Source organism: Streptomyces otsuchiensis (assembly GCF_004305975.1).
Classification (GTDB): Bacteria; Actinomycetota; Actinomycetes; order Streptomycetales; family Streptomycetaceae; genus Streptomyces; species Streptomyces otsuchiensis.
Genome location: NZ_BHZI01000057.1, coordinates 1 through 23,735, shown reverse-complemented (window position 1 = coordinate 23,735; position 23,735 = coordinate 1). Strand labels below are relative to the sequence as shown.

The following is a 23,735-nucleotide window of genomic DNA, read 5'->3' as shown; positions in this document are numbered from 1 at the left end:
GGCCCTGGCGGGCGGGCCACGGGGGCGACGGTTCCGGTGGCGTGGGCGGTCCACGGGGAGCCGGTCCCGATCTCCGGCCCGCTCTCGCGCTCGGCCCGGGCGAAGACGCCGAGCGTCCGTCGCCCGTCCTCGTCGGGCGTCGCGAGCCGCACCTGGACCCTCACGGCGCCCTCTTCGGGCAGCGGGAGCGGCGCGGACAGGGTGAGTTCGTCCACCGTGGCGCATCCGGCCGCCGCGGCGGCGCGCAGCGCCAGCTCCAGGAAGGCGGTGCCGGGCAGCAGGGTGCTCCCGCGCACCGTGTGCTCGGCGAGCCATGGGTGGCCGCGCCGTGAGAGGCGGCCGGTGCACAGGAGTTCACCCGTGTCGGCGATCTCCACGGCGGCACCCAGAAGTGGATGTCCCGTCGCCCCGAGGCCAGCGGAGGCGACATCCCAACTGGTGGTCGGGACGTCCAGCCAGAGGCGTCGTTCCTGGAAGGGGTAGGTGGGCAGTTCGGTGCGGGTGGCTCCGGTGCCCTCGAAGGCGGGTGACCAGTCGACCGTGACGCCGCACGCGTGGGCCTGCCCGAGGGCGAGGAGCATCCGCTGGGGTCCGCCTTCGTCCCGCCGGAGCGTGCCCAGGACGACGCCGGTCACCCCGGCCGCCTCCAGGGTCTCCTCCACCGCCGGGGCGAGCACCGGGTGCGGGCTGACCTCGACGAAGGCGTCGAAGCCGGCGTCGGCCAGGGTGCGGACGGCGGGCTCGAAGGCGACCGGGCGGCGCAGGTTCGTGTACCAGTACGCGGCGTCCATCGCCGAGGTGTCCAGCCACTCACCCGTCACCGTGGAGAACAGCGGCACATCAGCGCTGACCGGCTCGATCCCGCGCAGTGCCTCCGCCAGCTCCTGCTCGATCCGCTCCACCTGGGCCGAGTGCGAGGCGTAGTCCACATCGATCCGCCGGGCGCGTACGCCCTCGGTCCCACAGGTCGCGAGCAGTTCCTCCAGGGCGTCCGTGTCACCGGAGACCACCACCGCCGAGGGGCCGTTGACCGCCGCCAGCGAGAGGCGTCCGTCCCAGGCCGCGACGGCCCGCGCGGCCCGCCGCGGCGACATGGCGAGTGACGCCATCCCGCCCCGCCCGGCCAGCCCGACGAGCGCCCGGCTGCGCAACGCGACCACCTTCGCCCCGTCCGCGGGCGACAGGGCCCCGGCGGCCACCGCCGCCGCGATCTCCCCCTGCGAGTGCCCCACCACCGCGTCGGGGACCACGCCGAAGGAGCGCCACAGCCGCGCCAGTGACACCATCACCGCGAACAGCACCGGCTGGACCACGTCCACCCGGTCGAGGCCGTCACCCGAGCGCACCACATCCAGCAGCGACCAATCCGTGAACGGGGACAGAGCCGCCGCGCACTCCCGCATGGAGTCCGCGAACTCAGCTGACCCGTCGAGCAGTTCACGCGCCATTCCCACCCACTGCGCGCCCTGTCCCGGGAAGACGAACACCGTCTTCCCTGCCGCCGACGCCCTGCCCTCCGCGACGAACGGAGAAGGCTCACCGGCGGCCAGCGCCCGCACGCCCCGCTGCAGTTGCTCCCGGTCCCCCACGACCACGGCCCGGTGCTCGAACCGGGAACGCGTCACCGCCAGCGACAGCGCCACGTCAGCGACCCGTGCCTTCGCGCCGCACACCTCCAGCAGCCGTGCCGCCTGCTCCCGCAACGCCTGAGGCGACTTCGCGGACAGCACCCAGGGCATCGGCACCGGCACCGGCGTCTCGCTGTCCGCCGGAGCTGCCGCTTCCGGCACCTGCTCCAGGATCAGGTGCGCGTTCGTCCCGCTCACGCCGAACGACGACACCCCGGCCCGGCGCGGCCCGCCATCCGCCTCCCAGGCGCGTGCCTCGGCGAGCAACCGCACCTCACCGGCCGACCAGTCGACCTGGGGAGTCGGTTCGTCGACGTGGAGACTTTGCGGCAGCGTCCCGTGCCGCATGGCGAGGACCATCTTCATCACTCCGGCGACACCGGCCGCCGCGGAGGTGTGACCGATGTTGGACTTCAGCGATCCCAGCCACAGCGGCCGCCCCGCCCGGCGCTCCTGACCGTATGTCGCGAGCAGCGCCTGCGCCTCGATCGGGTCTCCCAGGGTGGTCCCGGTGCCGTGCGCCTCGACCGCGTCCACGTCCTTCGCCGAGAGCCCGGCGTCGGCGAGAGCCGCACGGATCACCCGCTGCTGGCTGGGCCCGTTCGGCGCGGTCAGGCCGTTGCTCGCGCCGTCCTGGTTCACGGCGCTCCCCCGCACCACGGCCAGCACCGGACGACCGTTGCGGCGGGCGTCCGTCAGACGCTCCAGGAGCAGAACTCCGGCCCCTTCGCCGAAGCCGGTGCCGTCCGCTCCGGCGGCGAAGGACTTGCAGCGGCCGTCGGCCGCCAGGCCCCCCTGACGGCTGAACTCGACGAACAGTTCGGGGCTGGACATCACGGTGACCCCGCCCGCCAGGGCCAGCGAGCACTCGCCGCGGCGCAGCGACTGCACCGCCGTGTGGAGGGCCACGAGCGAGGAGGAGCACGCCGTGTCGATGGTGAGGGCGGGCCCTTCGAGGCCGAAGGTGTAGGCGATGCGGCCGGACACGACGCTGCCGGAGTTGCCGGTGCCCAGGAACCCCTCGACGTCCTCGGGGATGTGCGGGAGGAGCCGCACCGCGTAGTCCTGCTGCATCAGGCCGATGAAGACCCCCGCCGGGGTGCCGCGCAGTGCGGCCGGGTCGATGCCGGCGCGTTCGCACGCCTCCCAGGTGAGGGTGAGCAGGAGGCGCTGCTGCGGGTCCATGGCGATCGCCTCGCGGGGCGAGATGCCGAAGAAGTCGGGGTCGAAGTCACCGGCGCCGCTGAGGAATCCGCCTTCGCGCACGTACGAGGTGCCGGTGTGCGCGGGATCGGGGTCGTAGAGCGCGTCGAGGTCCCAGCCCCGGTCGGTGGGGAAGGGGCAGACGGCGTCGCCACCGGAGGCCACGAGCCGCCAGAGGTCGTCCGGGGTGCGGACCGATCCGGGGAAGCGGCAGCCCATCGCGACGATGGCGATCGGCTCGTCCGCGGCGGCCGTGCCGGAGAGACCGGAGGCGCCGGACGCGGGCGCGATGGCCGCGGGGTCCGCGCCGGTCAGTTCGTCCCGCAGGTGGGCGGCGAGCGCCTCCGGCGAGGGGTGGTCGAAGACCAGGGTGGCGGGCAGCCGCAGGCCGGTGGCGTTGTTCAGGCGGTTGCGCAGTTCGACCGAGGCGAGGGAGTCGAAGCCGAGGTCACGGAAGGCGCGGCCGGGGTCGACCGCGCTGTCGGAGGTGTGGCCGAGCACGGCGGCGGCCTGGGCGCACACCAACCGGACGAGAGCGCGCAGCCGTTCGGCCTCGGGCAGCGCGGCGAGCCGTTCGGACGGGGCGGCGCCCGTGCTGCCTGGCGGCGTGGCGGCGGCGGGTCTGCGCGGCGGGACGGGTACCAGGGAGCGCAGGAGCGGCGGCACGGGCTCCCCCTCGGCGGCCCGGGCCCGCAGTGCGCGCAGGTCGAGCCGGAGCGGCAGCAGGGCGGCGGCGTCGACCGTGAGTGCCGCGTCGAGGAGTGCCAGGCCCTCGTCGGTGGTGAGCGGGGGCATGCCCGAGCGGGCCAGGCGGCGCAGGTCGGCGTCGTCGAGGTGGCCGGTCAGGGCGGAGCGCTGCTCCCACAGGGTCCAGGCGAGGGACCGCGCGGGCAGGCCGAGGGCGTGGCGCCGCTGGGCGAGGGCGTCCAGGTAGGCGTTGGCGGCGGCGTAGTTGCCCTGCCCGGGGCCGCCGAGGGTACCCACGGCGGAGGAGAAGAGGACGAAGGCCCGCAGCTCCTTGTCCCGGGTGAGTTCGTGCAGATGCCGTGCGGCGTCGGCCTTGGGGCGCAGCACCGTGTCGACGCGGTCGGGCGTGAGGGAGGTGATGACACCGTCGTCGAGGGCTCCCGCGGCGTGGACGACAGCGGTCAGGGGGCGGTCTGCGGGGATGCCGTCGAGCAGGGCGGCGAGCGCGGTCCGGTCGGCGACGTCGCAGGCGGCGACGGTGACGTCGGCGCCGAGCGCGGTGAGTTCGGCGGTGATGTCGGCGGCGCCCGGCGCGTCCGGTCCGCGGCGCCCGGCGAGGAGGAGGTGGCGGACGCCGTGCCGGGCCACGAGGTGGCGGGCCACACGGGAGCCGAGCAGTCCGGTGCCGCCGGTGACGAGGACGGTGCCGTCGGGGTCCAGGGCGAGCGGTACCGGGTCGGTGGCGGCGACCTTGGCGAGCCTGGGAGTGAGGACGGTCTCGCCGCGTACGGCGAGTTGCTCCTCGCCGGAGGTGAGCGCTGAGACGACGGTCTCCGCCGGCACCTCCCGGTCCGGGTCCAGATCCAGGAGGAGGAACCGGCCGGGGTGTTCCGACTGGGCGGAGCGCACCAGGCCCCACACGGCGGCGCGGGCCGGGTCCGCGGGCGCGTCGCCGACGGCGCCCCGGGTGACGAGGGCGAGCCGGGTGTCGGCCAGCCGCGGGTCCGCCAGCCAGGTCTGGAGAGTCTCCAGAGCGCGGTGGACGGCGGCGTGCACTTCCTCTTCGTCACCCATCTCACCGTCAGGGCAGGCCAGTTGGGGCATCATCACAAGCGCGGGTGCCGCTGTGCCCGCGTCGAGAGCGGCGGCGAACGCGGCGGTGTCGGCATAGGCGGCCGATGTCGGCGGGCCGGTGTCCTCCGGGCCGATGACCGCCCAGTCACCGCCGCCGGGCGACGGCGGGCAGGTGACGGGGGCCCACTCCACCCGGAACAGCGAGTCGTGGTGGGTGCGGGCCGCGGCGGCGGCCGGTGCGGCGGGGCGAAGCACCAGGGAATCCACCGAGGCGACGGGGCTTCCGGTGGCGTCGGCGACATCAAGTGCGAGGGTGTCCGGCGCGGTCCTGGTCACCCGGACGCGCAGCGCGGCGGCGCCCGACGCGTGCAGGGTCACCCCCGACCAGACGAACGGCATGCGGCCGCCCTCGCTCTCCCCGTCGGCGGTGACTCCGGTGGCGTGCAGAGCGGCGTCGAGCAGCGCCGGATGCAGGGCGAACCGTCGCGCGTCCTGGTGGAGCGCGGGCGGCAGCGCGGCTTCGGCGTACAGGTCGTCGCCGAGCCGCCACACCGCCGTGAGTCCCTGGAAGGCGGGGCCGTAGGCGAATCCCCCCTCGGCGTAGCGCGCGTACATGCCGTCGAGGTCGACGGGGACCGCGCCGGGCGGCGGCCAGGCGCTCGGGGCGGCGACCGGGACGGGGGCCGGTGCCGCAGGGGCGAGAACGCCGGTGGCGTGGCGGGTCCACTCCTCGTCGGTGTCGGGGTCGTCGGGCCGCGCGTGCAGGGCGAGGGTGCGGGTGCGGTCGGCGGCGGGCACGCCGACGGACAGTCGCAGCACGACGCCGCCGTCCGGCGGCAGTGTGAGGGGCGCTTCGAGGGTGATCTCCCGGACATGGGAGCAGCCCGTGCGGTCCCCGGCGAGGACGGCGAGTTCCAGGAAGGCGGTACCGGGCAGCAGGGTGTCGCCGTGGACGGTGTGGTCGGCGAGCCAGGGGTGGGTGCGTGGCGAGAGCCTGCCGGTGAACAGCAGGCCCCCGCTGTCGGCGAGCGCGATGACGGCGCCGAGCAGTGGGTGTCCGGAGGGGTCGAGGCCGAGCGAGGCGGCGTCACCCGCGGGCGTCCCGGTGTCCTCCAGCCAGTAGCGCTGCCGCTGGAAGGCGTAGGTGGGCAGGTCGACGCGCCGGGGACGGTGTTCGGTGAGGGCGGCGGCCCAGTCGACGTCCACGCCGCGCGTGTGCAGTTCCGCGAGCGCGGTGAGCACCCGGCGCTCCCCGCCGTCGTCGCGGCGCAGTGTGCCGAGGGCGAGGGCGTCGGTGCCGGCTGCGGCAGCGGTGTCCTGGAGGGCCGCGGTGAGCACGGGGTGGGGGCTGACCTCGACGTGGACGCGGTGCCCGTCGGCGAGCAGGGCACGCGTGGCCCGTTCGAACTCCACGGTGTGGCGGAGGTTCTCGTACCAGTAGGCGGCGTCCAGGCGCTCGGTGGGAAGGAGACCGCCGGTGACGGTCGAGTAGAAGGGCACGGCGGCCGGGCGGGGTGCGATGTCCGCCAGGCTCCGGGACAGCTCAGCGCGGATCGTCTCGACCTGCGGGCCGTGCGAGGCGTAGTCGACGGGGATGGCGCGGGTCCTCACTCCGTCGGCGTCGAGGGCGGCGAGGAGCTCGGCGAGTGCCTCGGGGTCGCCGGAGACGACGGCCGACTCGGGGCCGTTCACGGCTGCGAGCGCGATCCGCCCGCCCCAGGGCACGGCGCGTTCCCGTACGCGGTCGGCGGGCAGCGACACCGACGCCATGCCGCCGTGCCCGGCGAGGGACCGCAGTGCCCGCGCGCGCAGCGCGACGACCTTCGCGGCGTCGTCCAGGGTGAGCGCGCCGGCGACGCAGGCGGCGGCGATCTCCCCCTGGCTGTGCCCCACCACAGCCGCGGGCTCGACGCCGTGGGCGCGCAACACCTCGGCGAGGGAGACCATCACCGCGAACAGGGCGGGCTGTACGACGTCCACGCGGTCCAGCCCCGGGGCGCCGGGGGCACCTCGGACCACGTCCGGGAGTGAGAACTCGGTGTACGGGGCGAGCGCGTCGGCGCACTCCGCGAACCGGGAGGCGAACACCGTGGAGGTGTCGAGGAGTTCACGGGCCATGCCGGTCCACTGGGAGCCCTGGCCGGGGAAGACGAAGGCGACCGCCTCGCCGGTGCGGGCGGTGCCGCGCACGATGCCGGGCGGCAGCGGGTCGGCGTCGCGGGCGAGCGCGTCCAGCCCGTCGAGCAGCGCCCGGCGGTCATCGGCGATGAGGGTGGCCCGGTGCTCGTGCGCGGCCCGGCCCGTCGCCAGCGTGTGGGCGATGTCGGCGGGGTGGAGGCCGGGTGCGCGCTCCACGTGGGCGTGCAGCACGGCGGCCTGGGCGCGCAGCGCGTCGGCGCTTCGCCCCGACAGCACGCACGGCACGGGACCGGTGGGTTCCCCGGCGGGAGGCGGGGTCTCGGCGGGCTCGGCCTGTTCCAGCACGACGTGGCCGTTGGTGCCGCTGACTCCGAAGGAGGACACGGCGGCGCGGCGCGGACGCCCGGTCTCGGGCCAGTCGGTGGCGTCCGTGACGAGCTTCAGCGTCCCTGTGGACCAGTCGACCTGGGGGGTGGGCTCCGCCCCGTGCAAGGAGGGCGGCACCACGCCGTGCCGCATGGCGAGGACCATCTTGATGACGCCGCCCACGCCGGCGGCGGCCTGGGTGTGGCCGATGTTGGATTTCAGCGAGCCGACCAGCAGCGGCCGCTCGGCGGTGTGTTCGCGGCCGTAGGTGGCGAGGAGCGCCTGTGCCTCGATGGGGTCGCCGAGCGGGGTGCCGGTGCCGTGGGCCTCGACGACGTCGACGTCCGCCGCCGAGAGCCGGGCGTGGGCGAGGGCCTGGCGGATGACGCGTTGCTGGGAGGGGCCGTTCGGCGCGGTGAGGCGGCTGCTGGCGCCGTCCTGGTTGACGGCGGAGCCGCGCACGAGCGCCAGTACCGGGTGGCCGTTGCGGCGGGCGTCGGAGAGGCGCTCCAGGAGGAGCATGCCGATGCCCTCGCCCCAGCCGGTGCCGTCGGCGGCGGCGGAGAAGGACTTGCAGCGGCCGTCGGCGGCGAGGCCGTTCTGCCGGCTCATCTCCACGAACGGCACCGGCGTGGACATCACCATGGCGCCGCCCGCGAGCGCCAGCGCGCAGTCGCCCTGCCGCAGCGCCTGGCAGGCCAGGTGCAGGGCGACCAGGGAGGAGGAACAGGCGGTGTCCACGGAGACGGCGGGGCCTTCGAGGCCGAAGGTGTAGGCGATGCGGCCGGAGGCGACGCTGTCGGAGCTGCCGTTGCCGAGGTAGCCCCGGACGTCCTCGGGCACCTGGCGCAGCCGGACGGCGTAGTCCTGGTACATCACCCCGGCGAAGACGCCGGTGCGGCTGCCGCGCAGGCTGTGCGGATCGATCCCGGCGCGTTCGAAGGTCTCCCAGGTGGTCTCCAGGAGGAGCCGCTGCTGCGGGTCCATGGCGAGGGCTTCGCGCGGGGAGATCCCGAAGAAGGCGGGATCGAAGCCGGCGACGTCGTCGAGGAAGCCTCCCTCCGCGCTGTAGGTGGTGCCGGGGCGCTCCCCCGCCGGGTCGTACAGGTCGGCCAGGTCCCAGCCGCGGTCGGCGGGGAAGGGTGCGATCGCGTCGGTGCCCGTCGAGACGAGGTGCCACAGCTCCTCGGGGGTGCGCGCACCACCGGGGTAGCGGCAGCCCATGGCGACGACGGCGATGGGCTCCCGGTCCTTGGCCTCGGCCTCTCCGAGGCGCTGCTTGGTCCGGTGCAGGTCGGCGGCCACCCGCTTGAGGTAGTCGCGCAGCTTGTCGTCATTCACCGTGCATCGTCACCTTCGTACGCGGGGCGGTCGGGGGGGCGGGCGCGCGGTGGCTACGTCATGGACTGCCGAGTTCGCTGTCGATGAAGTCGAAGAGTTCGTCGTCGGTGGAGCCCATGCGGTCCTCGACGGCGGCCGCTTCGGGGGTGGTGTCCGGGCGGAGGGTCTCCAGGAGGCCCTGGAGCCGGGCCGTGAGCGCGGCGCGTGCCGCGTCGTCGTGCACGGCGTCGCGCACCGTGCTCTCCAGGTGGTCGAGTCCGGCGAGGACCGCGGGGGCGGGCCCGCCCGCGCCGTCGGCGGGGGCGATCTCCTCGGCGAGGTGGCGGGCGACCGCGAGGGCGGTCGGGTGGTCGAAGAGCAGGGTGGCGGGCAGGGGCAGACCGGTGGCGGCCCGCAGCCGGTTGCGCAGCTCCACCGCCGTCAGCGAGTCGAAGCCGAGGTCCAGCAGCGGCAGTTCGGCGCCGACGGCCACCGGGTCGGGGAAGCCGAGCACCAGCGCGGCGTGGGTACGGACCACGTCGGCCAGGGCCCGCTCGCGCTGCGCCGGGGACAGTCCCGTCAGCCGCTGCCGCAACGCGTCGGCGCCGTCGGCGCCGGGTCCCTCACCCGCCGCGGCGCGGCGTACGGGCGTGCGGACCAGTCCCCGCAGGAAGGCGGGCACCCCGCCCGCGGCTGCCTGCGCGGCGAGGGCACCGGTGTCGAGGCGCAGCGGCAGGAGAGCGGGTGCGTCCAGGCGGGTGGCCCTGTCGAAGAGGGCGATGCCGTCCGCCGGTGTGAAGGCGACGATGCCGCCGCGGGCGATCCGGGCGAGGTCCGCCTCGCCGAGGTGCCCGGTCATGCCGCCGCCGGTGGCCCACAGGCCCCAGGCCAGCGAGACGCCCGGCAGGCCCCGGGCGCGCCGCCGGTGGGCCAGGGCGTCCAGGAAGGCGTTGGCCGCGGCGTAGTTGGCCTGTCCCATGCCGCCGAAGACCCCGGCGATGGAGGAGAACACGACGAACGCCGACAGCTCGCGGCCGGCGGTCAGCTCGTGCAGGTTGACGGCGGCGTCGACCTTCGGGCGCAGCACCCGGTGGAGCTGCTCGGGCGTCATGTCGGCGACCACTCCGTCGTCGATGACGCCGGCCGTGTGCACGACCGCGCGCAGCGGGTGCTCCAGGCCGTCCAGGAGCTTCGCCATCGCTTCGCGGTCGGCGGCGTCGCAGGCGACGACCTGGGCGTCGGCGCCCGACGCGGTCAGGTCGGCGAGGAGTGCGCCCGCGCCGTCGGCGGCGGGCCCGCCGCGGCTGGTGAGAAGCAGGTGCCGTACGCCGTGCTCGCGGGCGAGGTGGCGGGCGACCAGGGCGCCGATGGAGCCGGTGCCGCCGGTGATCAGGACGGTGCCGTCGGGGTCCCAGGGGGCTTCGCCGCCGGGCAGGTCGCCGGGGACGCGGGCCAGGCGCGCGGTGTGGAGCTGCCCCGCGCGCAGGGCGAGCTGTGGTTCGCCTGTGGCGAGCGCGGCGGTCACGGTCGCGTGCGAGGCCGGATCGCCGTCGGTGTCCAGGAGCACGAACCGGTCGGGGTTCTCGGTCTGCGCGGAGCGGACCAGTCCCCACACGGCGGCGTGCGCCGGGTCGGGCACGTCGTCCCGGGCGGCGACGGGGACGCCGCCCTCGGTGACGAGGACCAGCCTCGCTCCCTCGAACCGCTCGTCGGTGAGCCAGCTCCGCACCAGTTCCAGGACGTGAGCGGTGAGTTCGTGCACGGCGCGGACCAGGTCGCCGCCGTCGGTGCCGCCGCTTCCCCCGGTCCGGGCCTCGGGGCCCGGCAGGGCGGTCAGCACGAAGGCCGGTACCTCGGCGCCCGCGTCGATCGCGGCGCCCAGGGCGGTCAGGTCCTCGTGGGCCGGCGCGAGGCCGGCGACTGCGCTCCCGAGGCCGGCGACGGAGTCCCCGAGCACGGCCAGGGAGGTGGGCACCTCACGGGCGGGCGCGGCGACGGGCCACTCCAGACGGAACATGTCCTCGTGCGCACCCGTGCGGTACTCCTGGATCCGCTGGGCCGTCACCGGCCTGAGCACCAGCGAACGGGCGGTGGCGACCAGGGCCCCGGTGGGATCGGCGACCGTCAGGGCGACGGCGTCGCGCCCCGTGGGCGTCATGCGGAGGCGCAGGGCCGTCGCGCCCGTCGCGTGCAGCCGTACGCCGCTCCAGGAGAACGGCAGCCAGCTCTGGTCGCTGCCCTCGAGTACGCCGAAGGTCAGCGAGTGCAGCACGCTGTCCAGGAGCGCCGGGTGCAGGCCGTAGCGGCCCGCGTCCGTCCGCTGTTCCTCGGGCAGGCGCGCCTCCGCGTAGACGGCGGTGCCCAGGCGCCAGGCGGCGCGCAGTCCCTGGAAGGCGGGCCCGTAGGCGAATCCGCCGTCGGCCAGCCGCTCGTAGAGGCCGTCCACCTCCAGGGGCTCGGCTCCTGCGGGCGGCCATTCCGTGAGGTCGCCCGCCTCCCTCGGCGTGCCGTCGCCGAGGCGGCCGCTCGCGTGCCGGGTCCAGGGGTCGTCGGGCGTGGCGTGCTCGGGCCGGGCGTGGACGGCGAAGGCGCGGCCGCCGGTGGCGTCGGGCGCCTGGACGGTGAGCTGGAGGGTGACGGCGCCTGCCTCGGGCAGGGTCAGGGGTGCTTCCAGCGTGAGTTCGTCGACCTCCGGGCAGCCGGTGCGGTCGCCCGCGTGGACGGCGAGTTCGAGGAAGGCCGTGGCGGGGAGGAGCGCGCCGCCGTGGACGGCGTGGTCGGCGAGCCACGGGTGGGCGGCGACGGACAGCCGGCCGGTGAACAGGAAGCCGCCCGTGTCGGCGAGCGGGGAGCCCGCGCCGAGCAGGGGATGCGTGGACGGCAGCAGGCCCGCCGCGGGCATGTCGCCCGCCGCCGGGGTGGGCGCGAGCCAGTAGCGGGAGCGCTGGAAGGCGTAGGTGGGCAACGCCACGTGTCCGTCGGGCACGCCGGCGAACAGCGGTGCCCAGTCGACGCCGACGCCGTGGACGTGCAGCCGGGCCAGGGCGGCGGTGACCGCGGCGGGCTCCGGCGTGTCCTTGCGCAGCAGCGGCACCAGCCGGACGGCGTCGGCGGCCCCGGTGAGGCAGTCCTGGGCGAGCGCGGCCAGCGCCCCGTCGGGCCCGAGCTCCACCAGGGAGGTGGCGCCCGCGGCCTCCAGGGTGCGGACGAGGTCGTGGAAGCGGACGGTGGAGCGGACGTGGCGGACCCAGTGCTCGGGGTCGCACAGTTCTCCGGCGGTGGCGAGTGCACCGGTCAGATCGGAGACGACGGGAGTGACCGGCTCGTGGTAGGTGAGCTGTTCGGCGACCGCCCGGAAGTCGGCCAGCATGCCGTCCATGTGCGGGGAGTGGAAGGCGTGGCTGACCGGGAGCCGACGGGTCCTGGCGCCCCTCTCGCGCCAGTGTGCCGCGATCTCCTCGACGGCCGCGGCGTCGCCGGACAGCACGGTGGCGGCGGGCCCGTTGACGGCGGCGACCGTGATCTCCGCTTCCCTTCCCGCGAGTTGAGGCAGCAGCTCCGCCTCGGGGACGGTGAGCGCGACCATCGCGCCACCGGCGGGCATGGCCTGCATCAGCCGGCCCCGGGCGGCCACCAGGGCGGCGGCGTCGGGAAGCGAGAGCACGCCCGCGACATGCGCGGCGGCCAGCTGCCCCACGGAGTGCCCGGCGAGGAGGTCGGCCCGCAGCCCGTGGGACTCGACGAGCCGGTGGAGGGCGACGCCGAGCGCGAACAGGGCGGGCTGGGTGTAGGCCGTGGTGTCGAGCAGCGCCGCGTCCTCGCTTCCCTCAGCGGCGTGGACGACATCGCGGAGCGGCCGGTCCAGGAGCGGGTCGAGTTCCGCGCACACCGCGTCGAAGGCGTCGGCGAACACCGTTGAGGAGCGCAGGAGTTCGGCGCCCATGCCGAGGCGCTGGCTGCCCTGCCCGGGGAAGAGGAAGGCGGTCCTGCCGCCCCGTCCGGCGGTGCCCGCGATCACGTCGGCCGAGGCGGTGGCGTCGGCGAGCGCTCTCAGCGCGGTCTGCTGCGCGTGCCGGTCGGCGCCGACGAGGACGGCCCGGTGTTCGAAGGAGCCGCGGCCGGTGGCCAGCGCCCTGCCGACGGCGTCGGGGTGGACCGAGGGGTCGGCGGTGACGTGGGCGAGGAGGCGGCGGGCCTGGGCGCGCAGGGCGTCCTCACCGCGGGCGGAGAGCAGCCAGGGCGGGCACGGCCCCGGCCGTGGTGTCACCTCGGGCGTCGGGGGGCCGGGGACGTGTTCCAGGATGGTGTGGGCGTTGGTGCCGCTGACCCCGAAGGACGACACGGCGGCGCGGCGCGGGCGGTCGAGCTCGGGCCAGGCGGTGTTCTCGGTGAGCACCCGCAGGTGGCCGGCGGACCAGTCCACGTGTGGCGTCGGCTCGTCCACGTGGAGGGTCGCCGGCAGGGTGCCGTGCCGCATGGCGAGGACCGTCTTGATGATGCCGGCGATTCCCGCGGCGGCCTGGCTGTGGCCGATGTTGGACTTCAGCGACCCGACGAGCAGCGGCCGTTCGGCGTGGCGGCGCTGCCCGTAGGTGGCGAGCAGCGCCTGCGCCTCGATGGGGTCGCCGAGTTTCGTCCCGGTGCCGTGGGCCTCCACGGCGTCGATGTCGCCGGGCGTCAGGCCCGCGGCGGCCAGGGCCTGGCGGATGACGCGTTGCTGGGACGGCCCGTTGGGCGCGGTGAGGCCGTTGCTGGCGCCGTCCTGGTTGACGGCGGAGCCGCGCACCAGCGCGAGCACCGGATGCCCGTTGCGGCGGGCGTCGGAGAGGCGCTCCAGCAGCACCATGCCCACCCCCTCGGCCCACGCGGTGCCGTCGGCGGCGGCGGCGAACGGCTTGCAGCGGCCGTCGGCCGCGAGGCCGCGCTGGCGGCTGAACTCGACGAACGCGCCCGGTGTCGCCATCACGGTGACACCGCCCGCGAGCGCCAGCGAACACTCACCGCCGCGCAGTGCCTGCGCGGCCATGTGGACGGCGACGAGGGAGGAGGAGCAGGCCGTGTCCACGGTCACGGCCGGGCCCTCCAGCCCGAAGGTGTAGGCGATGCGCCCGGAGGCCACGCTGCCGGCGCTGCCGATGCCGAGGTAGCCCTCGAACTCCTCGGACGGCTCGGTGACGCGGGAGCCGTAGTCGCGGTAGCTGGAGCCGACGAAGACGCCGCCGTCGCCGCCCCGGACGGTCCGCGGGTCGATGCCCGCGCGCTCGAACGCCTCCCATGCCGTTTCCAGCAGGAGGCGCTGCTGCGGGTCGACGGTGAGGGCCTCGCGGGGCGACATGCCGAAGAAGGCGGGGTCGAAGTGGTCGGCGTCGTAGAGGAACCCGCCCTCGCGGGCGTAGGTGTGGCCGGTCTTGTCCGGGTCGGGGTGGTAGAGGCCCTCCAGGTCCCAGCCGCGGTCGGTGGGGAACCCGGAGATGGCGTCGGTGCCGTCGGCCAGGAGCTGCCAGAACTCCTCGGGGCTGGTGACGCCGCCGGGGAAGCGGCAGCTCATCGCGACGATGGCCACGGGGTCGTCGGCCGGTACCGCGCGGGGCGCGGGGGCGGAGGCGGGCTTCGGTGTGCCGGCCAGCTCCGCGCCCAGGTGCGCGACCAGCGCCGTGGTGGTCGGGTGGTCGAAGACGAGGGTGACGGGGAGCCGCAGGCCGGTGGCCCCGGCGAGGCGGTCGCGCAGTTCGACGGCGGTCAGCGAGTCGAAGCCGAGGTCCTTGAACGCCCGCTCCGGGTCGATCGCGCCGGGGTCGTCGTGGCCGAGGACATCGGCGGCGCACTTCCTCACCGACTCGGTGAGTGCTGCGGCGCGTTCGGCCTCCGGCAGCCCGGCGAGCCGGGCGGCGGGCCCGTCCGCTCCCCCGCCGGGCGCGGCGGCGTTCCCGGCGTGGACGCGGCGCACCTCGGGGAGGTCACCGAGGAGAGCGCTGGGCCGCAGCGCGGTGTAGGCGCGGACGAAGCGGTCCCAGGCGAAGTCGGCGACGACGAGGCGCGTCTCGTCGTCGTCCAGGGCCTGCCAGAGGGCGTCGACGGCGAGTTCCGGGTCCATCGCGGGCAGGCCGCCGCGGACCAGGCGTTCGCTGGTGGCGCCCGAGGCCAGGCTGTCGCCGCCCCACAGGCCCCAGGCCACGGAGGTGGCGGGCAGCCCGCGGTCACGGCGGGCCTGTGCGAGGGCGTCGAGGAAGGCGTTGGCGGCGGCGTAGCCGCCCTGGCCGGCGCCGCCGAGGGTCCCGGCGAGCGAGGAGAACAGCACGAAGGCCGTCAGCTCCGCGTCCCGGGTGAGTTCGTCCAGGTGGAGTGCGGCGTCCGTCTTGGGGCGCAGTACCCCGGCGGCGCGCTCGGGGGTGAGGGTGTCGAGGACGCCGTCGTCCAGGACGCCCGCGGCGTGGAAGACGGCGCGCAGGGGCCGCTCCGGCGGGATGCCGTCGAGGAGCCGGGCGAGGTCGTCACGGTCGGCGGCGTCGCAGGCCACCAGGGTGAACTCCGCCCCCTCGGCGGTGAGGTCGGCGGCGAGCGCTCCGGCTCCGGGTGCGTCCGGGCCGGCGCGGCCGGTGAGCAGCAGGTGCGCGGTGCCGCTGCGGGCGAGCCTGCGGGCGATGCGGGCGCCGAGCCCTCCGGTGGCGCCGGTGACCAGGACGGTGCCGTCGGGTGTCCAGCCGGTGCCGTCGTGTTCGCGCGGCGGTTCCGCGTGGGTGAGACGCCTTCCGAAGATCCCGGAGGCGCGCACGGCGAGCTGGTCCTCGCCGTCCGGCTGCGCGAGGACGGCGGCGAGCCTCGTGCGGGCCCGCTCGTCGAGGCGTTCGGGCAGGTCGATGAGGCCGCCCCAGCGCTCGGGGTACTCGACGGCGGCGACCCCGCCGAGACCCCAGTGCAGGGTCTGGAGGGGGGCGCCGAGACGGTCGGACCGGCCCACGGCGACCGCGCCCCGGGTCGCGCACCACAGCGGCACCCGCACCTCGGCGTCACCGAGCGCCTGGAGCAGCGTGGTGGTGAGGGCCAGGCCCGTGGGCAGGGCGGTGCCGTCGGTGTACGGAGACTCGTCGAGTGCCAGCAGGGAGAGCACGCCGGCGGCCGGGGAGTCCTCGGCGAGGGCGCGCAGGCGGCCGGCGAGCGGGCGCCGGGCGCTCTCCCCGGCGTCCGCTGCGCCGAGCCGCACGAGGACGGGGTGTGCGCCGTGCTCCCGCAGGGCCTGGACGCAGGCGGCCACGGCCGGGGGCTCGGCGGCGGACTCGGGCGCCACGAGCCACCAGGTGGTGCCCGCGAGCTCCGGACTCCGCTCCGACGTCAGGGGCTTGAAGGTGACGCGGTGACGCCAGGACTCCAGGACGGACCGGGTCCGGCGGGCGCGCAGCCAGCCGGAGAGTACGGGCGTCACGGTGTGCATGGCGGCGCGTACGTCGTCGTCCTCGACGCGCAGATGGTCGGCGAGGGCGTCCGGGGCCGCTCCGGCCACGGCGTCCCAGAAACCCTGGTCGACGGGGTGGCCGCCGCCCTCGGCCTCGGCCTCGCCCGGCGGCTGGGGCTCCATCCAGTAGTGGCGGCGCTGGAAGGCGTAGGTGGGCAGCTCGCAGCGGCGGGCGCCGGTGCCGTCGAAGACCGCGTCCCAGTCCACCGGGTGCCCGAGGACGTGGAGTTCGGCGAGTGAGGCGAGCACCCGGGCGCGGCCGCCCTCGTCGCGGTACAGGGTGCCGACGACGCCGCCGGTGCCGCTCGTGCCGCTCGTGCCGCCGGCCGTCTCCAGGGCTTCCTGGATCCACACGGTGAGTGCCGGGTGGGTGCTGGTCTCGACGAACAGGCGGTGGCCGTCGGCGACGAGGGCGTCCACGGCCCGGCGGAAGGCGACGGGCTCACGCAGATTGCGGTACCAGTACGCGGCGTCGAGGCGGGAGGTGTCGAGCACACCGCCGGTGACCGTCGAGTAGAAGGGCACGCGGGAGGAGCGTGGTGTGATCCCGGCGAGGAGCGTGCGCAGTTCGTCGTGGATCTCGTCGACCTGCGGTGAGTGCCCGGCGAAGTCGACGCCGGGGATGGGCCAGCACAGCACTCCGTCGTCGGCGAGCGCGTTGTGCAGTTCCTCCAGGGCGGCGGGGTCGCCCGAGACGGTCACCGTCGTGGGGCCGTTGACGGCGGCGATGTCCAACCGGCCCGCCCAGGCGGGGAGTCGGGCCTCGACCTGATCCGCCGGCAGCGGGATGTAGAGCATGCCGCCCCGGCCGGTCAGCGCCACCAGCGCCTTGCTGCGGAGGGCGATGACGCGGGCGGCGTCCTCCAGGGAGAGCGCTCCGGCCACACACGCGGCGGCGATCTCCCCCTGGGAATGCCCCACCACCGCCGCCGGCTCCACCCCGTAGGACCGCCACACCTCCGCCAGCGACACCATCACCGAGAACAACACCGGCTGCACCACATCCACCCGCTCAAGCCCCTCCCCCGAACGCAACACCTCCACCAACGACCACCCCGTGAACGGCGCCAGAGCCTCACCACACTCCGCCACCCGAGCCGCGAACACCCCCGAGGAATCCAGCAGCTCACACGCCATCCCCGACCACTGCGACCCCTGCCCCGGAAACACGAACACCGCACGGCTGTCCTGGGCGGCCGTGCCGCGCACGGCGCCGGGGCCGGTGCGGCCGTCGATGAGGGTGTCGAGCGCGGCGAGCAGGGTGTCCCGGTCGCGGCCGACGGCGGCGGCGCGGTACTCGAAGGCGGTGCGCGTGGTGGCGAGGGAGTACCCGATGTCGGCGGGGCGCAGGCCGGGCAGGCCGGTGACGTGGGCGCGCAGCCGCACGGCCTGCTCGTGGAGCGCCTCACCGGTGCGTGCGGAGAGGACCCACGGCACGTCCGCGTCCACACCCCCGCCCGCGCCCGTGTTCTCGGTCTCGGCAGTCTCCTCGTCGGCGGGCGGCTGTTCGACGATGACATGGGCGTTGGTGCCGCTGAGGCCGAAGGAGGAGACCCCGGCGCGGCGCGGGTGCCCGTTCGCGGGCCAGGGCGCGGCTCCGGTGAGCAGCGAGACGGCTCCGGCGGACCAGTCGACGTTCCCGGACGGCTCGTCCACGTGCAGAGTCGCGGGCAGGACCTCGTGGCGCAGCGCGAGGATCATCTTGATGATGCCCCCGACACCGGCGGCGGCCTGGCTGTGCCCGATGTTGGACTTCAGCGAACCCAGGTGGAGGGGTGTGTCACGGCCCTGTCCGTAGGTCGCCAGGATGGCCTGCGCCTCGATGGGGTCACCGAGGGTGGTGCCGGTGCCGTGGGCCTCCACCGCGTCCACGTCGCCGGCGGTCAGGCCGGCGTCCGCGAGCGCCTCGTTGATCACGCGCTGCTGGGCGAGGCCGCTGGGCGCGGTGAGGCCGTTGCTGGCGCCGTCCTGGTTGACGGCGGAACCGCGCACCAGCGCGAGCACCGGATGCCCGTTGCGGCGGGCGTCGGACAGGCGCTCCAGCAGCAGCAGTCCGACGCCCTCGGCCATGCCGAAGCCGTCGGCCGCCGCCGCGAAGGACTTGCAGCGGCCGTCGGCGGCCAGCCCGCGCTGACGGCTGAAGCCGGTGAAGGTGAGCGGTGAACCGATCACGGTGACGCCGCCCGCCAGGGCGAGGGCGCAGTCGCCGTCGCGCAGCGCCCGTGCGGCCAGGTGGACGGCGACGAGCGAGGACGAGCAGGCCGTGTCCACGGTCACGGCCGGGCCCTCCAGCCCGAGGGTGTAGGCGACGCGTCCGGACAGGACGCTGGTGGAGATGCCCGCGACGAAGAGTCCTTCGAGTTCCCCGGGGACATCGTCCATGCTGCCGCCGTACCCCTGGTAGGCCGCGCCCACGAAGACGCCGGTGCGGCTGGAGCGCAGGGTGCGCGGGTCGATGCCGGCGCGCTCCAGTGCCTCCCAGGAGGTCTCCAGGAGGAGCCGCTGCTGCGGGTCCATGGCGAGTGCCTCGCGGGGGGAGATTCCGAAGAAGTCGGCGTCGAAGCGGCCCGCGTCGTACACGAAGCCGCCCGCCGCCGCGTAGCTGGTGCCGGGCCGGCCGGGGTCGGCGTCGTAGAGGGCGTCCAGGTTCCAGCCGCGGTCGGCGGGGAGTCCGGCGACCGCGTCGCGGCCTTCGGCGACCAGCCGCCACAGCTCCTCGGGGGTGGTGACGCCTCCCGGATAGCGGCAGCTCATGGAGACGACGACGATCGGGTCGTCGTCGTCCGCGGCCGCGCGCACCGCCGGCCTGGCCGCCACGACGGCCTGGTCGCCCAGGAGTTCGGCGCGCAGGTGGCGGGCGAGGGCGCCGGGCGAGGAGTGGTCGAAGACGACGGTGACGGGCAGCCGCAGACCGGTCGCCGCGGTGAGCCGGTTGCGCATCTCCACCGCGGTCAGCGAGTCGAAGCCGAGGTCGCGGAAGGCACGGTCGGGCGCCATGGACGCGTCGGTGTCGTGGCCGAGGACTGTCGCGGCCTCGGTGCGGACGAGGTCGGTCAGGACGCGTTCGCGCTCGGCTCCGGTCAGGTCGCGCAGGCGGTCGCGGAGGCTGCCGGTTTCCGGGGCCGCGTCGTCACGGGCCGGGTCGGTGCCCGGCTCCAGGGCGGCGCGGGCCTCGGGGACACCGCCGATGAAGGGGCTGGGCCTGCCGGTGGTGAAGACCGGGGCGAACCGGTTCCAGTCGATGTCGGCGACCAGGGTGAGGGTCTCGTCGTGGTCGAGGACCTGCTGGAGGGCTGCGAGGCAGGCGGCGGGCGGCATGAACACCACGCCCTGGGCGCGCAGCTGGTCCTCGGCCAGGTTGGCCGCCATGCCGCCGCCGTCCTCGGGGCTCCAGATGCCCCAGACCACGGAGGTGGCGGTGAGGTTCCGGGCTCTGCGGTTCTCGGCGAGCGCGTCGAGGTGGGCGTTGGCGGCGGCGTACGCGCCGTGGATGGCGCTGCCCCACACCCCGGAGATGGAGGAGAACAGGACGAAGGCGTCGAGCGTGTCGCGGTCGAACAGCGCGTCCAGGTGCGCCGCGCCCAGCACCTTGGCGTGCAGGGTGTCGGCGAACTCGTCCAGGTCCGTCTCCTCGAGTGCCACGAGTGAGCCGCCGGCGGCGGCGTGCAGCACGGCCCGGATCTCGCAGCCGTCCGCCGCCAGTTCCGCGACGAGGGCGGCGAGGGCGTCCCGGTCGGTGATGTCGCAGGCGGCGACCGTGGCTCGGGCGCCCAGCCGCGTGATCTCCTGGACGAGCGCGTCGGCGCCCGGTGCCTCGGGGCCGCGGCGGCTGACGAGGACGAGGTGTTCGGCGCCCTCCCGGGCGAGCCAGCGGGCGATGTGCGCGCCGAGGCCGCCGGTGCCGCCGGTGATCAGCGTGGTGCCGCGCGGGGTCCAGGTGCGACGGGGGGCGGCGGCGCCGAGAGGGGCGCGGACGAGCCGCCGGCCGTGGACGCCGGCACCGCGCACGGCGAGCTGGTCCTCGGCGCCCGGGGCGGCGAGCACCGCGCACAGCCGGTTCGCGGCCCGCGTGTCGAGCTCCGGCGGCAGATCGAGCAGGCCGCCCCAGCGGCGCGGGTGTTCCAGCGCGGCGCACCGGCCGAGTCCCCAGCTCACGTGCTGGGCGGGGCTGACGGCCGGGTCGGCGGGGCCGACGGCGACGGCGCCGCGCGTGGCCCACCACAGCGGCGCGGCGATGCCGGCGTCACCGAGTGCCTGGAGCAGGGCGAGGTTGAGGGCGGCGCCGACGGGCACCGCGGGCTGTCGCGGGTGCGGTCGTTCGTCGGTGGCGAGGAGCGAGAGGACGCCCGTGGCCGCGGCGCCGGCCAGGGCGTCGGTGAGCCGGGCGGCGAGCGGGCCGCTCGCGGTGTCGGACGTGTCGAGGACGACGGGGAGGACGGTGGCGCCGTGGTCGTTGAGGGCACTGACGCAGGCGAGGGCCCAGGCGTCCGCAGCGAGCGGAGCGGGTGTCAGGACGACCCAGGTGCCCGTCAGGCGGGCGGTGGCCGGCTCGGTGAGAGGCCGCCAGGTGGGCCGGTAGCGCCAGGAGTCGACGGTGGCGAGCTCGGCGCGCCGCTGCCGCCAGGTGGCGAGCGCGGGCAGGACGGCGCTGAGCGGTTCCTCCGGTCCGACACCGAGGGTGGCGGTCAGCTCGGGCAGGTCGCCGGTGCGGACGGCCTCCCAGAAACGGTTCTCCACGGGGTCGGCGGGCGCGTCCGCCACGGTCGCCGTGGGCGGCGACTCCAGCCAGTACGGGCGCCGCCGAAAGGCGTAGGTGGGCAGTTCGGCCGCCGCGTCGTGGCCGTCGAACACGCGGGACCAGTCCGGGGAGAGACCGCGGGTGTGGGCCTCGCCGAGAGCGAGCAGGAAGCGGTGCGGGCCGCCGTCGTCGCGGCGGAGGGTGCCGAGCACGGCGGCGGGCCGTTCGAGAGCGGCGGCCTCGGCGGTCTGCTCCACGCCCACGGTGAGCACCGGGTGGGCGCTCACCTCGACGAAGAAGCCGTAGCCGTCGTCGAGCAGGCCGCGGACGGCTTCCTCGAAGCGCACGGTCTGCCGCAGGTTGCGGTACCAGTACGCGGCGTCCAGGACCGTCGTGTCGGGCACCCACGCGGCGTCGACCGTCGAGTGGAACGGCACCTCGGCGGCGCGCGGTGTGATGTCCGCGAGCACGGTACGCAGCCGCTCCTCGATCTCCTCGACGTGCGCGCAGTGCGAGGCGTAGTCGACGGGGATGACGCGGGCCCGCACCTCCCTCGCCACCAATGCGGCGACGATGCCTTCGATCGCCTCCGGGTCTCCCGAGATGACCGTGGCCGACGGCCCGTTCACGGCCGCGACGGACAGCCGCCCGCCCCACGGTTCCAGGTGCGGGCCGAGGTCGGCGGCGGGCAGCGGCACGGACGCCATGCCGCCGCGCCCCGCGATCTCCCCCAGTGCCCGGCTGCGCAGCGCGACGACCTTGGCCGCGTCGTCGAGGGAGAGCGCGCCCGCCACGCACGCGGCGGCGATCTCCCCCTGGGAGTGCCCGACCACCGCGTCCGGCTCGATCCCGTACGACCGCCACACCTCCGCCAGCGACACCATCACCGCGAACAGGGCGGGCTGCACCACGTCGACGCGCTCCAGGGACGGCGCGCCACCGGTGCCGCGCAGCACCGCCTCCAGTGACCAGTCCACGTGCGGCGCGAGGGCCAGCTCGCACGCGGCCATCCGGTCCGCGAACAGGGGCTCCGCGTCCAGGAGCCCGCCCGCCATGCCCGGCCACTGCGAGCCCTGCCCGGGGAAGACGAACACGGTCTTGCCGACGGGCCCGGTGGAGCCCCGCACGAGGCGGGGGGAAGGGGTGCCGGCGGCGAGCGCGGTCAGCCCCTCGACGAACCCGGCCCGGGTCTCCGCCACCACGGCGGCACGGTGTTCGAAGGCGGACCGCGTCGTCGCGAGGGCCCGGCCGATGGCGCCGTGCGCCGCCGAGGGCTCCCCGGTCATGTCCCCGGCGGCGGTCCCGACGTGCGCGAGCAGGCGCTCGGCCTGGGCGCGCAGGGCGCCCTGGTCGCGGGCGGAGAGCACCCACGGCAGCGGCCCTCCGGCGGGCTCGCTCCCCTCGGTGGGGGGCCTCTCCCCGGCGTCCCGCGCGGTGTCCTCCTCGATGACGAGGTGGGCGTTGGTGCCGCTCACGCCGAAGGCGGAGACCGCCGCTCGGCGTGGCCGGTCCGACGCGGGCCAGGGCCGGGGTTCGGTGAGAACGCGGACCGCGCCGCTCGACCAGTCGACGAACGGGGTCGGCTCGTCGACGTGCAGGGTGCGGGGCAGCCGTCCGTGGCGCAGCGCCATGACCATCTTGATGACGCCGGCGACACCGGCCGCCCCCGAGGTGTGGCCGATGTTCGACTTCAACGATCCGATCCACAGCGGCCGTTCGGTCTCTCGCCGCTGCCCGTACGTGGCCAGCAGTGCCTGCGCCTCGATCGGGTCGCCGAGTCGGGTGCCGGTGCCGTGTGCCTCGACGGCGTCCACGTCGCCGGGGGCGAGGCGGGCATCGGCGAGGGCGTCGGCGATGACGCGTTCCTGGGCGGGACCGTTGGGCGCGGTCAGGCCGTTGCTCGCGCCGTCCTGGTTGACGGCGGTGCCGCGGATGACGGCGAGCACCCGGTGGCCGTTGCGGCGGGCGTCCGCGAGGCGCTCCAGGACGACGACGCCGGCGCCCTCGGACCAGCCGGTGCCGTCGGCGGCCGCGGCGAACGCCTTGCAGCGCCCGTCGGCGGACAGGGCGCGCTGGCGGCTGAAGGCGACGAACGCGTCCGGTGTCGCCATCACCGCGACGCCGCCCGCGAGGGCGAGGGTGCACTCTCCGGCGCGCAGCGAACGGACCGCGAGGTGCAGGGCGACCAGGGACGACGAGCAGGCGGTGTCGACGCTGATCGCGGGGCCTTCGAGGCCCAGGGTGTAGGCGACGCGGCCGGAGACGACGCTGGCGGCCGTGCCGGTGTCGAGGAGCCCCTGCAGTTCGGGGACATCGCGCGAGGCGCTGCCGTAGTCGTTGCGCATCGCGCCGATGAACACGCCGGTCCGGGTGGAGCGCAGCGCGGCCGGATCGATCGCGGCGCGCTCCACGGCCTCCCAGGCGGTCTCCAGGACGAGGCGCTGCTGCGGGTCCATGGCGAGGGCCTCGCGCGGCGAGATCCCGAAGAAGCCCGGGTCGAAGTCGGCGGCGTCGTGCAGGAATCCGCCGTGCCGGGTGGCGGAGGTGCCGGGGTGGTCGGGGTCCGGGTGGTAGAGCGCCTCGGTGTCCCAGCCGCGGCCGGCGGGCCATTCGGTGATGGCGTCGGTGCCGCTGTCGACGAGGTCCCACAGCCGCTCGGGGGTGTCGGCGCCGCCGGGGTAGCGGCAGCTCATGGCGACGATGGCGACGGGCTCGTGGCGGGCGTCCTCCGCCTCGCGCAGGCGCCGCCTGGCGTCCCCCAGGTCCGCGGTGGCGCGCCTGAGGTATTCGAGGAGCTTGTCGTTGTCCGGCATGGTGTCTCGCTTCTCCCTCAGGCGCCGTAGTTGTTGTCGAGCAGTTCGAACAGCTCGTCGGCCGAGGCGGTGGCCGTGTCGCTGGGCTCCGCCCCGTCGGCGCCGTCGCCCCGCGGCCGGCGGCTGTCCCAGTCGCGCAGCAGACCGCGCAGACCGGCGCCGATCTTCTCGGCGTCGGGCGTGTCCGTGCCCGCGCCGGCCAGCGCTTCGGCGAGAGCCGCCAGTTGGTCGAGGACGGGCCGTTCCGGCTCGGGTGGGGCGGTGAGCCGTTGGTGGAGGTGGGTGGCGAGCGCGGCGGGCGTGGGGTGGTCGAAGAC

At 75.7% G+C, this 23,735-nt stretch carries 3 protein-coding genes and 1 pseudogene; all 4 read right to left on the bottom strand.

The window, feature by feature from the left end; translation table 11 throughout:
- Positions 1-5,207, bottom strand: a 5,207-nt coding sequence (locus E0D90_RS28580; RefSeq protein WP_438827381.1) for a type I polyketide synthase, incomplete at its 3' end; no start/stop codon positions are given.
- Between the two features lie 201 nt (positions 5,208-5,408).
- Positions 5,409-8,402 (bottom strand): annotated as a pseudogene (locus E0D90_RS28575) (type I polyketide synthase); the annotation flags it as partial.
- Between the two features lie 94 nt (positions 8,403-8,496).
- Positions 8,497-23,418, bottom strand: coding sequence for a type I polyketide synthase (locus E0D90_RS08020; protein ID WP_130797162.1), 14,922 nt, complete (start codon positions 23,416-23,418; stop codon positions 8,497-8,499).
- Positions 23,419-23,435: 17 nt separating this feature from the next.
- On the bottom strand, positions 23,436-23,735 hold a 300-nt coding region (locus E0D90_RS26520; protein ID WP_157996834.1), incomplete at its 5' end, for an acyl carrier protein.

Coding starts and splice junctions, on each gene's coding strand:
- E0D90_RS08020 (WP_130797162.1), bottom strand. CDS start 23,418: ATGCCGGACAACGACAAGCTCCTCGAATACCTCAGGCGCGCCACCGCG.